This is a genomic window from Pseudomonas sp. C2.3V (assembly GCF_058536325.1).
This window is the reverse complement of the sequence record NZ_JBZUBN010000001.1, coordinates 1334406-1348856: the sequence shown is the minus strand read 5'-3', so window position 1 is coordinate 1348856 and position 14451 is coordinate 1334406. Positions and strand designations below refer to the sequence as shown.

The window sequence follows — 14451 nt, the reverse complement described above, 5'->3', positions numbered from 1 at the left end:
CAGCCCTCTCCTGTCGGAGAAGGCGTTTAAGGTAGTGTTACAGGCCCTGCTTGAGGCTGGCCTCGATAAACTCGTCCAGGTCGCCGTCCAGTACCGCATCGCAGTTGCTGTTCTCGATGCCGGTACGCAGATCCTTGATCCGAGACTGGTCGAGTACATAGGAGCGGATCTGGTGGCCCCAGCCGATATCGGACTTGGAGTCTTCCAACGCCTGGGAAGCGGCCGTACGTTTCTGCATTTCCTGCTCATACAACTTGGCCCGCAGCATTTTCATGGCGGTGTCCTTGTTGGCGTGCTGGGAGCGCTCGTTCTGGCAGCTGACCACCGTGTTGGTGGGCACGTGGGTGATACGCACCGCCGAGTCCGTGGTGTTAACGTGCTGACCACCCGCGCCGGAGGAACGGTAGGTATCGATCCGCAGGTCGGCTGGGTTGATCTCGATTTCGATGTTGTCATCGATCTCCGGCGAAACGAAGACGGCTGTAAACGACGTGTGGCGGCGGTTGCCCGAATCGAATGGACTCTTGCGAACCAGGCGATGTACGCCGATCTCAGTCTTGAGCCAGCCGAACGCATACTCACCCTTCACATGAACGGTTGCGCCCTTGATACCTGCCACTTCACCTTCGGAGAGCTCCATGATGGTCGTCTCGAAGCCGTGTTTGTCAGCCCAGCGCAGGTACATGCGCAGCAGCATATTGGCCCAATCCTGAGCCTCGGTGCCGCCGGAGCCAGCCTGGATATCGAGGTAGGCATTGTTCGGATCCATCTCGCCACTGAACATGCGACGGAACTCGAGCTTCTCGAGAATCTCGCGCAAGCGCTCGACCTCGGTGGCCACATCGTTGACAGCGCCTTCGTCATTTTCCTCGGCAGCCATTTCCAGCAGATCGTTTGCATCGGCCAGACCACCGGAAAGCTCATCAAGGGTTTCGACTACCTGAGCCAGCTGGGCGCGCTCCTTGCCAAGGCTCTGAGCGTACTCAGGCTTGTTCCAGACACTTGGATCTTCGAGCTCGCGCTCAACTTCGGTCAAACGATCTTTTTTATGATCGTAGTCAAAGATACCCCCGAATGGTCTGGGTACGTCCGGTGAGGTCTTTGATACTGTTCAGAATCGGGTTGATTTCCATGGCTGGCAATCACTCGCGGAAAACGTGGAAAAGCCTGCGAGTATACTGCAACCGGCTCCGATCCGGCAGCCTTTGCGGGTGTTTGTTCGTCCCTCCGTTATTCAGCCCCTCCGAATGGCCTACAGCAGCATGGAAAAGCACTGCTGCAGGCTCCGGTCGACTCATGCCGCTTGGCGCCTACCGGTACGACATCCGATACAGGCGGCACAGTTTACAGCGCGGCCTACACAGCCCAGACCTTTGAGTGCGCTTAATCTGCGTGAATATCGACATGACGGGTCTCACGCAGGAACAGCAGGCCTACCACCAGACTGCCCCCAGTAATAAGCACTGGATACCACAGGCCATAAAAAATATCGCCGGTATACACGACAAGCGCAAAGGACACGGTAGGCAACAGACCGCCGAACCAGCCGTTGCCAACATGGTATGGCAGCGATAGCGAGGTATATCGGATACGGGTCGGAAACAGTTCCACCATCAATGCTGCCAATGGACCATACGTCATGGTAGCGATCAAAATCAGCGCAACGATCAACAGCACGACCATGCCCTGATTGATGGCCGCCGGATCAGCCTTTTGTGGATAACCGGCTGCGTCCACTGCTGCGCTCAGGGTAGCCGCATCATAACCGCGTACTTCCTGTTGCCCTACCCGTACGACGATCTCACTGCCAGCGGCACCTTCAGCGGTCTGATAAGGCAGGCCGCGCTTTACCAGAAGTGCCTTGACCCGATCGCACGGACTGTCGAAGCGTGCCTTGCCGACAGGATCGAACTGGAAGGTACAGGTGGCAGGATCCGCCTCGACGGTAATCGGTGCCTGCCGGCTGGCCATATCAATCTCCGGATTGGCGTAATGCCCCAAAGCCTTGAAGATTGGAAAATAGCAAACCGTTGCCAGCAGCAGTCCTAGCATCATAATCGGCTTGCGACCGACCTTATCGGACAGCCAACCAAAAAAGACAAAGAAAGGCGCACCGATGACAATCGAGATGATAAGCAGCGTATTAGCCAGGGCGGCGTCCATCTTGAGCATTTGCGTCAGAAAGAACAGGACGTAGAACTGCGCGGTATAAAAAGTTACTGCCTGGCCGGCATTGATGCTGAATAACGCAATCAACACAACGCGCAAATTGCTCCAGCGGGTGAACGAATCCCTAATAGGAGAATGGCTCGTCTTGCCTTCGGACTTCATTTTGAGAAACGCCGGGGACTCGTGCATCGACAGACGAATCCAGGTTGAGATACCCAACAGCACAATCGAAAACAGGAACGGCAAGCGCCAGCCCCAGGTTTCGAATGCGTCACCGGTCAGCTTCCGACAGACCAGAATGACCAGTAGCGAAAGCAGAAGCCCAAGGGTTGCTGTTGACTGAATCCAACTGGTATAGCTACCCCGCTTGCCAGCCGGTGCGTGTTCAGCCACATAAGTGGCGGCTCCTCCATATTCGCCACCCAGCGCCAGCCCCTGAAGCAATCGCAACGTAACTAACAAAATGGGGGCGGCAAGTCCGATGGAGGCATAGGTAGGCAACAATCCAACCCCAAAGGTAGAAACACCCATCAATAGGATGGTTGCCAGAAATGTATATTTGCGGCCGATCTTGTCGCCTAGCCTGCCAAAGACAAGTGCACCAAACGGCCTGACCAGAAAGCCCGCCGAAAAAGCCAGCAGGGCAAAGATGAAGGCGGTAGTTTCGTTGACACCTGCGAAGAACTGCTTGCTGATCACGGCCGCCAGGGCGCCATAAAGAAAAAAGTCATACCACTCGAACACGGTCCCCAAAGAAGAGGCAAAGATAACCTTGCGCTCTTCACGGGTGCTGCTGACGGTGCGGCTGTAGCCGCTGGCCTGGGCATATTCTGCCATGCTTGTCTCCCGACCCTCGTGGGGTCTCAGTGTCTGTTGTCATTGTTATTCACTGCGGGACGCCAGAACCTCATACGGCCTGTTCAAGCGGTACTGCCTTCGTTGAGATTGCCTTGTGTTGCTCAGATTGCCAGCCGCTCCGGCTCACGTCGGATCGTCTGGGCAGCATGGATCAGCCGCCGCTCGTCTCGCTGGCTTGCCACTATCAGTTCGGCCGCCTTCTGCGCGATCATCAACGTAGGTGAGCAGGTATTACCCGACACGATAGTGGGCATGATCGACGCATCGGCAATACGTAGCCCCGGTATTCCATGAACGCGCAACTGAGCATCCACGACCGCCTCGGGACCTGCCCCCATCTTGCAGGTCCCCACAGGATGAAAGATGGTAGTACCAATACTGCCGGCAGCCATTCTTAGCTGCTCCTCTGTCTGAAAGTCCGGACCCGGCAGGTACTCTTCCGGTGCATAAGGTGCCAGGGCCGGCGAGCCGACAATACGTCGTGTTAGACGAATAGCATCGGCAGCGACCTTGAGATCCGCCTCTTGGCTGAGATAGTTCGGCTGGATCAGCGGCGCAGCATCTAGTTCTGCCGAACGAATTTCCACTCGCCCCCGGCTCTCTGGCCGCAGGTTGCACACTGAGGCCGTGAATGCTGGAAAGGTGTGCAGCGGCTCGCCGAAGCGATCCAGCGACAATGGCTGAACATGGTATTGCAGATTGGCAGACGGTTGGCTCGGCTCGGAGCGAGCGAAAGCACCCAGCTGGCTCGGCGCCATGGCCAGCGGGCCGCGGCGTCCGAATGCGTACTGCAGGCCCATGTTCAGCTTACCCCATAGGCTACTGGCCATTTGATTGAGCGTATGAATACCCGAGACCTTGTAGATCAGACGTAACTGCAGGTGATCCTGAAGGTTTGCACCAACGCCGGGCAGTTCATGTTGAACACCAATCCCGAGCCGCTCCAATAGCGGTCGCGGGCCAATACCCGAGCGCTGCAAGATGGCGGGAGAGCCTATGGCACCGCTGCACAGGATAATTTCCCGACGCGCGATAAAGCGCTGCAATTGCCCCTTCCGTACGACCTGAACGGCACGGGCCCGTCCGTCCTCCAGGATGACCCGATCCGCCTCGGCATTGGTCACGATCGTCAGGTTGGCTCGCTGCCGGACAGGCTTGAGAAAGGCCTTGACTGCGTTCCATCGAACTCCGCTACGTTGATTGACCTGAAAGAAACCACAGCCCTCATTGTCACCCGTATTGAAGTCTTCGACCGAAGGAATGCCCGACTCTGCCGCTGCGCGACGGAATGTTTCGAGAATATCCCAGCTCAGGCGCTGCTGCTCGACGCGCCACTCACCACCCGCCCCATGCAGCTCAGACGCTCCTGCGTAGTGATTCTCCATGCGCCTGAATAGCGGCAAGACATCCTTCCAACCCCAACCGGCATTACCCGCAGCCGCCCACTCGTCATAGTCACGCGCCTGACCACGCATATAAATCATGCCGTTGATAGAAGAGCAACCTCCCATCACCTTGCCGCGCGGATAACCCAGCGCCCGCCCGTTGAGACCAGGTTCGGGCTCGGTCTTGAAACACCAGTCAGTACGGGGATTATTGATACAGTAGAGATAGCCGACAGGAATGTGAATCCAGGGATAGGTATCACGGCCGCCCGCCTCTAGAAGCAACACGCGAACCGAAGGATCAGCCGATAGCCGATTGGCCAGCAGGCAACCGGCAGGACCTGCGCCAACGATGACATAGTCGTATGAATTCGGAAGAGTGGTCATCAGAACATCTGCTCTTGTTGTACTTGTTATTGCTCTTCATGCTAGACGGAGTATTTCAGAACAAGAACAATCATTTTCAGGCACCCGTTGTTCAAAAATGCACAGCAGTTACCTAGGTGAGGAGTCACGCGAATGTTCAACTGGGACGACCTCCGCTTCTTTCTGGAGCTACAGCGCAGCGGGCGCTTGCTATCCGCGGCCAGGCGTATGGGAACCAGCCACACGACCGTCGCTCGGCACATCGAATCGCTCGAACGCACCCTGGGCACGCAGCTTCTCGTTCAGCACACCCAGGGGTATCAGCTCACACCAGCCGGTCAGGCATTACTCAAGCATGCCGAGGCCATGGAGGAATCCGCCCTTCTGGCGCAGGAAGAAATGACCTGTAGCGTAAATCCCCTGGGCCAGGTTCGCCTTGGGGTGACGGAAGGACTGGGCACGGGCTTCCTGGCCGGGCGGCTGGCAACCTTACTGGAGCGCTATCCGGGCCTTGAAATCGAGCTGGTCTCGGTTCCCCGCTTTGTCAGCATTACTAACCGGGAGGCGGACATTGCCGTTACGCTCGAACGGCCCAGCGCTGATCTGGTCATCGCTCGAAAACTCAGCAGCTATTGTCTCCAACTGTACGCCAGTTCAGCTTATCTGGAAAAAGCGCCTCCCCTTCACTCACGGGAAGATCTCTCCCGCCATCGCTGGATTGGCTACGTAGACGACCTGATATTCACCAAAGAACTGCTTTTTCTCCAGACAATGTGCAAGCACCCGCAAGTAGCGTTCCGGAGCACCAGCGTGCTGGCTCAGCAAATGGCGGCTCAGGCGGGAATCGGCATTGCCATCCTTCCCTACTACCTGGGAAGCCGCGATCCCCTGTTGATACCAGTCCTGCCGCAGGAGCGCGTCATTCGGCACTACTGGATATCATCGCGCCGAGAACTTCATCGAACGGTGCGGCTGCGCGTTGTCTGGGATTTTCTGGTTGGCCTGTGCGAGCAACACCAACATGTCTTGATGGGCCAGGCCGCCGAGCAAGACGGCCCGGACACATGATCAGCCCTTGGCCTTGCTATCCAACTCAGCCCGGAGGGCGGGATCCAGGTTCAGATGACGCGCCAGCTCGTCTAGATAGGCCTTTTCCATCACTTGCTGATCATCGGCCATCAACAGGCTTGCCAGGTAAATCTCGGCAGCCATTTCCGGCGTCTTGGCGCTGGCAGCAATTTCGGCAGGGTCCAGCGGCTTATTGATTTCCTGACGCAGCCAGTTCTGAAGCTCAGGATCACCTGCATGTCGATTCATTTCGTCATCAATGAGCTTACGCTCCTGATCATCGATATGCCCGTCTGCCTTGGCTGCCGCAATAAGTGCCTTCAGAATGGCCTGACTGTGCTGCTCCACCTTTCCTTCCGGCGCACGATCCACTGTCTGAGGCTCGACCTGAGGCGCATTGGCCTGGCTTTTCTGCCAGTTTGTATAAGCCTGATAGGCCAGCGTACCCAGCGCGACCAACCCACCATACTTGGCCATCCGGCCACCTCCCATACGGCTGGCGCCCTTGCCGCGCAAAAGCATCCCCAACACACTGGCGGCCAGCGCTCCGCCGCCCGCACTCGACAGCATGCCGCCCAGAGGGTCTTTCGACGAAGGGGTTTGAGACTTCGCATTACCTTGATTCAACTTTCCAAGTGCACCGGACAGGCCGCCCTGCTTGGCGAGCATGTCCTGCCCTGTCTTGAGTAATTGATCCAGCAGGCCACGTGTTTGCATCATTGCTCTCCAGATAATGGCAGATACCTATTAGGGCAAGACACACCGGCAGATGGTTCATGCAGCGGAGCGCTCTTCTGCTGCGAGATATTGCAGGGACGCTTGGAGGGAGGATTAAACAGGGCGAACCTACTGGAAGCTCGCCCTGACAGGGTCAATCAAACGATAGCGGCTTGCGAAGGGGCGTATCCCGGTGTGCCGCGCGAACGTACTGTGCGGGCCAGGAAACCTTGTCGCGCAATGCTTCAGCGGCCTGCAGCGGCCAGTGCGGATCACGCAGCAGTTCGCGTGCGAGCAGTACCACATCGGCCTGACCGGTACGAATGATGTGCTCAGCCTGGGCCGCATCGGTAATCATGCCAACGGCGCCACTGGCAATATCAGCCTCCTTGCGGACCCGCTCTGCAAATTGCGTTTGATAACCTGGGCCTACCGGGATTTCGGCGTTTGCCGCAGTACCTCCCGAGGAGACATCAATCAGATCGACACCCAAGGGTTTCAAGCGCTTGGCCAGCTCTACCGTCTCGTCCACATTCCAGCCATCTTCGACCCAATCGGTTGCTGATAACCGAACAAAGACAGGCAGCTCATCAGGCCAGACGGCTCGAATGGCTTGTGTAACCTCCAACAGGAAACGGATACGGTTATCGAAGCTGCCACCATATTGATCACTACGCTGGTTTGAAATCGGTGAAAGAAACTGATGTAGCAGATAACCGTGGGCCGCGTGGATTTCCGCAACCTTGAACCCGGCAGCCAATGCGCGCTCGGCTGTTGCGACAAAGGCTTTGGTGAGACCGGCAATACCCTCAGCATCCAGCTCGGTAGGACGTGTGTGCTGAGGGTCAAAGGCTATCGCTGACGGAGCTACGGGAACCCAGCCACCTTCAGCGATAGGAACGCTGCCGTGCTTGCCTTCCCAAGGACGCCACGTACTGGCTTTACGCCCCGCATGGGCAATCTGGATACCTGGTAGCGCGCCCTGTGACTGAATGAATTGAGTAATGCGGCGCAGCGGCTCGATCTGCTCGTCCTTCCATAGACCCAGATCCTGTGGAGTAATACGACCTTCTGGCGTAACGGCAACAGCTTCACTGATGACCAGACCCGCGCCACCAACGGCACGGCTGCCCAGGTGGACCAAGTGCCAATCATTGGCGAAACCGTCTTCGCTCGAATATTGGCACATGGGGGAAACCACAACGCGATTCGGAAGCGTCAGTTGGCGAAGGGTAAAAGGCTCAAAAAGTTTGCTCATGATCGCTCTCGGCACAAGGACTTGAATCTATTAGAGCCTTACTTTGCCGGAATGATCATTTCGATAGCAATGCAACTATTTTTATGAGGCCTATTACTTCACTTTGGCGTCAGGTGAACCACAATCAGCTGCACGCTTTCCTGACCACGAAATTCGTTCACATCCAGGCGGTAGGCGGCTTCGACCCAGCGAATTTGCGGATTCGGCCAGATCTCGCGATTGATGTTGAACGCAATGCCGTCCAGCTGGATGCTTCCGCACTCACTCTTCAAGACCAGCTTCAAATGCCGCTCACCCACAATACGCTGCTGCACAACTTCAAACACACCGTGAAACATCGGCTCGGGGAAATGCTGCCCCCAGGGGCCGGCATGCTTGAGTGCACGTGCAATCTCCAGTTGAAAATCGCAAGTTTCCAGCGAACCATCCGACTGCAAACGCCCTGTCAGATCATCCTCGACTAGATGCCGTCTGACTTCCGCATCGAAAGCGGCAGCAAACGCACCGAAATTCTCCTGAGGCAGTGACAGCCCCGCTGCCATGGCGTGCCCGCCGAACTTAGTGATTAGCCCAGGATGACGCGCCGCAACAGCATCCAGCGCATCACGGATATGAAACCCCGGAACCGAACGTGCCGAGCCCTTGAGCATGCCGTCACCGGCATCGGCAAAGGCCAGCGTGGGCCGGTGGTAACGTTCCTTGAGACGAGACGCCAGAATACCAATGACGCCCTGATGCCATTCGGGATCAAACAGGCACAACCCGAACGGCATATCATCCTTGGGCAATTCCTTGAGCTGCGCCAAGGCCTCACGCTGCATGCCCTGCTCGATCAGTTTTCGATCCTTATTGAGCTGGTCCAGTTGGACAGCCATGTCCCGTGCAAGGGCTTCGTCCTCGCACAGCAGGCACTCGATTCCAAGCGACATATCATCCAGCCGCCCAGCCGCATTCAGGCGCGGCCCCAGAATGAATCCCAGGTCAGTAGAAGTAATCTTACCCGGCTGCCGCCCAGCTACCTCCAGCAATGCTCTAAGCCCCGGACGAGCGCGACCGGCACGTATACGAGCTAATCCCTGATGGACCAGAATCCGGTTATTGGCGTCCAGCGGGACCACGTCGGCAACACTGCCCAGCGCAACCAGATCCAGCAACTCAGCCAGATTAGGTTCTTTGATGTTCAGCGCATCGAACCAGCCCTCTTCACGCAGCCGCGTCCGCAGTGCAAGCATCACGTAGAAGATAACGCCCACGCCAGCAATGCACTTGCTGGGAAACTCACAGGCAGGCTGGTTAGGGTTAACGATCGCATGAGCAGCGGGTAACTCATGGCCCGGCAAATGGTGATCGGTCACCAGCACGCGCATTCCTGCGGCTTTGGCAGCCTCGACACCGTCTATGCTGGAAATTCCGTTATCCACGGTCACCAGTAGGTCAGGCTGGCGCTCCCGGGCAACCGCGACGATTTCAGGCGTCAGCCCATACCCGTATTCAAAGCGATTGGGAACAAGGTAATCGACCCAAGCGGCGCCCAGGCTGCGCAAGGCAAGAACCGCCACACTGGTAGCGGTTGCGCCATCAGCGTCAAAATCACCCACGACCAGGATGCGTTGACGCTTGGCCAGTGCATCGACCAGTAGCCCGATGGCGTCATCCATCCCCTTGAACAACCGATAGGGATGTAACCGCGCCAGCCCCTTTTCAAGCTCATCAGCACTCTTCACGCCACGCGCGGCATAAAGACGGGTCAGTAGCGGCGGAAGATCACCCAGATCGGGCAATTCATCCGGCAGGGAACGAAGTTCGATACGCATCGATTACTCAAGTATTACAACAGAAATAGAGAACAGGCCGACCAGACAGCTCAAGCCATGGATAGATTCAAGATGCGTCTGCTTCCATGGCTTTTAAAGCGTTTTCCGATGAATCAACGCTCACCCATCAACCAGTCGAGATGAAGCTCGTGTTGACCACGCTCGTCCGTCACGAACACAGTCCCCTCACTGATCATTACGCTCCAGCTGATCGAGCGTGGCAGATCAGTAGCCAATGCAGCCAGCGGCTCAACAGGCACCGCTGCAATGTTCAGGTTCTTCAGCATCTTCACCGAATCGACTACCTTGCTCTGCCAGACCCGCAAATTGCCATAGGCAAGCAAGCTGACCCGCTCCGCACGGCGAGAACACCAGACCAGGCGCTCAGCATCAGGCTGCCCTACTTCAATCCAATGCAGTACACGATCATCGAGACTCTTTTCCCAAAGGGCAGGCTCATCTACATCGGAAAGTCCCCGACCAAACCCAAGCTGCTCGCCGTACCACAAGGCGTACCCCAGGATGCGCACAGCCAGACGCTCTTCGGTTTCGGAGGGATGACGAGCAACGGTAAAACGCAGGTTCTCGTAGACGCTGCGGTCCAGATCAGTCAGGTTAAGTTCAACTTTATAAGGCGTGGCTTGCAGGGCCATGAATGTCCGCTCGAAAGTAAAGCTGACCAGTGTACCGTGAAAACGCCTGAAAAGTGGCTTGCTCAGACAGGCTGGCTAATGACACTTCGATTCTTGCCGAGCCCCTTGGCTTCATATAATCCCTTATCAGCCAGGGCAATCAGCGAATCAAGCACATAACCCGCCTCCGCCGAACTGGCTACACCAATGCTGATACTCAAGGAAACCCCTGCTACCCGTGAGCATGAAGCAAATTCCTTCCGTATCCGCTCAGCCATTTGATACGCCGCTTCAGTAGTGGTGTCTGGTAGCAGGCACGCAAACTCTTCGCCGCCCAAACGACCAAAAACATCACGTTTTCGAAGCCGCATCCTGGCCACCTCACAAAAGGCTACTAATGCTTGGTCTCCAGCCTGATGACCATGCCTGTCATTGAGCTGTTTGAAATTATCCATATCACACAGTAGCAATGTCACAGGGCTATGCTGAACCTGGCAGTGACGCAGCATGTTTTCGCTATCTTCGACGAAGGACCGTCGATTGCCAATACCTGTCAGCGAGTCCGTCAACGAGGCTTGCCGGTAACGCCTCTCCGTTCGTTGCTGCACCATGGCTGTCGCCGCAAACGTCAGACCAATGCTGTACAACAAGGTCTCGAGCAGCAGAAACGCCGCAAAGTCGATTCCATGACTTTCCCCGGCGAACGGCAGTGAGCGATCCAGAAAGAAACGACCGACATAAAAAGCACTGTGCAATCCAAACAGACTGAACAAGGCCGCCAGCGATACCTGTTTTTCGTTCCGGGAGCGCCAGAGTTCATAACCTGCTAACACGGTATAGCTGACAATTACCAGCGAGCTCAGTTGAATTCGTGCGGCCAGCGAGCCATAAAAGGCGGGAATCAGACAGGCAAGCAACCATAGGACACTTCCAGCCCACACTCCGGGCCAGAGTACTCGTCGCCCGGAAAAAGCCCGCATGGCAGTCCACCCCATGGCATAACAGACATGAACAAGCACGTTCCCCAGCACGATAGGCAACGCATCCACTCCTCGTCCACGCAGGCTACCTATTACCAGCCCCAGCGCGCCCGACCATAGCATCACGCACAGAAAGCCCAGAGTTGCCTCGCGGCTCCCTCTTGCCCATGCAAATAGCATCAGCACGCCAAGCAGAACGAGTACATACACATTGGTCACAAGTAGCGTAGGCATGCTCAAAGTCACGGCAGCCCTCCTGGCAGTACGCGTGTCAATCAAACGAGCAAGGGAAAGCTGGTCAGGAGCGAATGCCAGAACAGCATCCGCCCCTGAACGCTATTTAGAGCGGCTTGCCGTGATTACCATGTTGAGCGACAAAAGCCTGTACCGCCTCAATGGCGTTAGGCAGCACAGTGCAGCGCTCCTCGCGTTGGAATAGATCGCTCAGGTGAGCCGGAAGCTCCAGCGCCTTACCAATACCGGCCTTCTCGACCGCGTCAGGAAACTTGACGGGGTGTGCTGTTCCTAGCACCACCATCGGCGTAGACAGGTTACGACGACACTCTCGCGCCGCCTTGACGCCAATTGCCGTATGCGGATCAAGCACCTCACCGGTACGCTTGAAGACATCAGCGATGGTAGCGCACGTGTCTTCATCACTTACCGCCAATGAATCAAACAGCTTACGCGCTTCAACCCAACGATCTTCTTCAACAGAGAGTTTGCCCGTGGCCTTGAACGTGCACATCAGCTCGGCCAACGCCACACCGTTACGTCCGTGCAGGTCGAACAACAAACGTTCGAAGTTGGACGACACCATGATATCCATGGAGGGCGATAGCGAGGCGTGCAACGTTTCCTTGAAATACTTGTTGCCGCTCATGAAGCGATGCAGGATATCGTTGCGATTGGTTGCTACAACAAGCTGACTTACAGGCAGCCCCATGTTACGCGCCAGGTATCCTGCGAATATATCGCCAAAGTTACCGGTCGGGACCGAGAACGCTACAGAGCGCGCCGGGGCACCCAACTGCAGCGCTGCATGGAAGTAGTAAACGATCTGGGCCATGATGCGCGCCCAGTTGATCGAGTTTACGGCAACCAGACGCGTGCCCTTGAGGAAGCTCTGATCGGCAAAACTCACCTTCACCATCTCCTGACAATCATCAAAATTGCCTTCGATGGCGATGTTATGGATATTTTCGCCAAGGATGGTCGTCATCTGACGGCGCTGGACCTCAGATACACGCTGGTGAGGATGCAGAATGAAAATGTCTACATTCTCGCAACGACGGCAGCCCTCAATAGCAGCAGACCCCGTATCGCCCGAAGTGGCGCCGATGATCACGACGCGCTCATCCCGCTTGAGCAGAATATGATCCAGCAGACGGCCCAGCAGCTGTAGTGCGAAATCCTTGAATGCCAGGGTTGGGCCATGGAAAAGCTCCATCACCCATTCATTGGCATTGAGCTGACGCAGCGGCGCAATCGCACTGTGAGCGAATGCACCATACGTTTCCTCAAGAATCTGTTTGAAGTCGGTATCGCTGATACTGCCCTCAACGAACGGGCGCATGACGCGGAATGCCAACTCGTGGTAAGGCAGCCCAGCCCAGGAAGCAATCTCTTCCTGAGTAAACCGCGGCAGATTTTCCGGCACATACAGACCTCCGTCACTGGCCAGGCCAGCCAACAGAACGTCTTCGAAATTCAACGCTGGCGCATTGCCGCGGGTGCTGATGTAACGCATCGATTTAACCTTCAATTAGAGCAGCTGATAGCCGGATCCATCATCCGGCCGGCCTGGATCAGTTCAGATGTTCGACTCGGATACGAACAACAGCCCCTACCACATCCTCAAGTGACTCAAGCGCCTTGATGGCTTCATTCATATGCTGTTCATGTACCCGGTGGGTCAGCAGAATCATGGGAATCAAGCCGTCATGTTCCTCGGCTTCCTTCTGCATGATCGACTCTATATTAATGCCACGCTCCGACAGGATACTTGCCACCTGGGCCAACACACCTGGATGGTCCTTGGCCTGGATACGCAGGTAGTAGGCGCTCTCACAGGCTTCGATAGGCAATACCGGATGATCGGACAAAGCGTCAGGCTGGAAGGCCAGGTGCGGAACGCGATTTTCCGGATCTGACGTCATGGCACGTACCACATCGACAAGATCAGCCACTACGGAGGAAGCCGTTGGCTCCATACCAGCGCCCGCGCCATAAAACAGTGTCGAACCCACCGCATCACCGTTAACCATGACGGCGTTCATTACCCCATTTACGTTGGCAATCAGGCGATCGGCTGGAATCAGGGTGGGATGAACACGTAGCTCAATACCCTTCTCGGTGCTGCGCGCAACGCCCAGGTGCTTGATGCGATAACCCAGCGCCTCGGCATAACCAACGTCGGCCGTGGTCAGCGTGGTAATGCCTTCGGTGTAGGCCTTATCGAACTGAAGCGGAATACCAAAGGCAATGGATGCCAGAATAGTAAGTTTATGCGCCGCATCGATACCTTCAACATCAAAGGTTGGATCCGCCTCGGCATAACCGAGCGCCTGGGCTTCCTTGAGTACGTCTTCGAACGTACGGCCCTTTTCGCGCATTTCGGTCAGGATAAAGTTGCCAGTACCGTTGATGATTCCCGCCACCCAATTGATGCGGTTAGCCGCAAGGCCCTCACGCACAGCTTTGATAACAGGAATGCCTCCAGCAACCGACGCTTCGAAGGCTACGATGACGCCTTTTTCACGCGCCCTGGCAAAAATCTCGTTGCCATGCACTGCAATCAACGCCTTGTTTGCGGTAACCACATGCTTGCCGTTGTTGATTGCACGCATGACCAATTCACGGGCCACTGTGTAACCACCAATTAGCTCGACCACCACGTCGATTTCCGGGTTATCCACCACAGCGAACACATCGTCGGTAATCGGGGTAATACCGGTATCACACTTGGGATTAGGACGACGCTGAGCAATCTGTGCTACTTCAATACCACGGCCGGCACGACGTGCAATCTCTTCAGCGTTTCGTTTGAGCACATTGAAAGTACCGCCACCCACGGTACCCAGTCCGCAAATACCCACTTTTACCGGTTTCACGCTTTATTCCCCTGCTGTAGGCCTCGGTAGAACACCCGGGCTGATAAAAACTTGGAAACGGAGTTTACCTCAAGCACGCCGCTTGGCTGCC

General features: G+C 56.2%; 11 protein-coding genes. 1 reads left to right on the top strand and 10 read right to left on the bottom strand.

Going from position 1 to position 14451, the window contains the following annotated elements; genetic code table 11:
• Positions 1 to 37: 37 nt before the first annotated feature.
• The 3 genes from prfB to AC4LF3_RS06330 form a co-directional block, all read right to left on the bottom strand.
• Positions 38 to 1133 (bottom strand): peptide chain release factor 2 gene (gene prfB, locus AC4LF3_RS06340; protein WP_100217761.1). Its coding sequence is split into 2 segments (ribosomal slippage): positions 38 to 1060 and positions 1062 to 1133, totalling 1095 coding nucleotides; the frame shifts between segments, so codons are not numbered across the junction.
• Positions 1134 to 1383: 250 nt separating this feature from the next.
• Entirely contained in the window at positions 1384 to 3006 is a 1623-nt protein-coding gene (locus tag AC4LF3_RS06335; protein ID WP_010797606.1) for an MFS transporter, read from the bottom strand.
• 122 nt (positions 3007 to 3128) lie between these two features.
• Positions 3129 to 4799, bottom strand: coding sequence for a GMC family oxidoreductase (locus AC4LF3_RS06330; RefSeq protein ID WP_491834961.1), 1671 nt, complete (start codon positions 4797 to 4799; stop codon positions 3129 to 3131).
• 132 nt (positions 4800 to 4931) lie between these two features.
• Here AC4LF3_RS06330 and AC4LF3_RS06325 point away from each other — a divergent pair, with 132 nt between their 5' ends.
• On the top strand, positions 4932 to 5846 hold the full coding sequence (locus AC4LF3_RS06325) for a LysR family transcriptional regulator (RefSeq protein ID WP_312270112.1): 915 nt from the start codon (positions 4932 to 4934) through the stop codon (positions 5844 to 5846).
• Here the strand turns inward: AC4LF3_RS06325 and AC4LF3_RS06320 are convergent, their stop codons facing one another.
• The 7 genes from AC4LF3_RS06320 to AC4LF3_RS06290 form a co-directional block, all read right to left on the bottom strand.
• Entirely contained in the window at positions 5847 to 6563 is a 717-nt protein-coding gene (locus AC4LF3_RS06320) for a tellurite resistance TerB family protein (RefSeq protein WP_491836257.1), read from the bottom strand.
• Positions 6564 to 6717: 154 nt separating this feature from the next.
• Positions 6718 to 7821 (bottom strand): NADH:flavin oxidoreductase/NADH oxidase, encoded by a 1104-nt coding sequence (locus AC4LF3_RS06315; protein ID WP_491834960.1) that lies wholly within the window; start codon positions 7819 to 7821, stop codon positions 6718 to 6720.
• A gap of 98 nt (positions 7822 to 7919) precedes the next feature.
• Positions 7920 to 9635: a single-stranded-DNA-specific exonuclease RecJ gene (gene recJ / locus AC4LF3_RS06310; RefSeq protein ID WP_404627779.1), complete on the bottom strand. Its 1716-nt coding sequence runs from the start codon at positions 9633 to 9635 to the stop codon at positions 7920 to 7922.
• Between the two features lie 113 nt (positions 9636 to 9748).
• Positions 9749 to 10288, bottom strand: a complete 540-nt coding sequence (locus tag AC4LF3_RS06305) for a YaeQ family protein (protein WP_010797600.1) — start codon at positions 10286 to 10288, stop codon at positions 9749 to 9751.
• Between the two features lie 62 nt (positions 10289 to 10350).
• Complete coding sequence (locus AC4LF3_RS06300) at positions 10351 to 11493, bottom strand: GGDEF domain-containing protein (RefSeq protein ID WP_491834959.1); 1143 nt, start codon at positions 11491 to 11493, stop codon at positions 10351 to 10353.
• Positions 11494 to 11587: 94 nt separating this feature from the next.
• Entirely contained in the window at positions 11588 to 12997 is a 1410-nt protein-coding gene (thrC, locus tag AC4LF3_RS06295) for a threonine synthase (protein ID WP_491834958.1), read from the bottom strand.
• 58 nt (positions 12998 to 13055) lie between these two features.
• Positions 13056 to 14360: a homoserine dehydrogenase gene (locus tag AC4LF3_RS06290; RefSeq protein WP_010797597.1), complete on the bottom strand. Its 1305-nt coding sequence runs from the start codon at positions 14358 to 14360 to the stop codon at positions 13056 to 13058.
• Between the last annotated feature and the right edge of the window lie 91 nt (positions 14361 to 14451).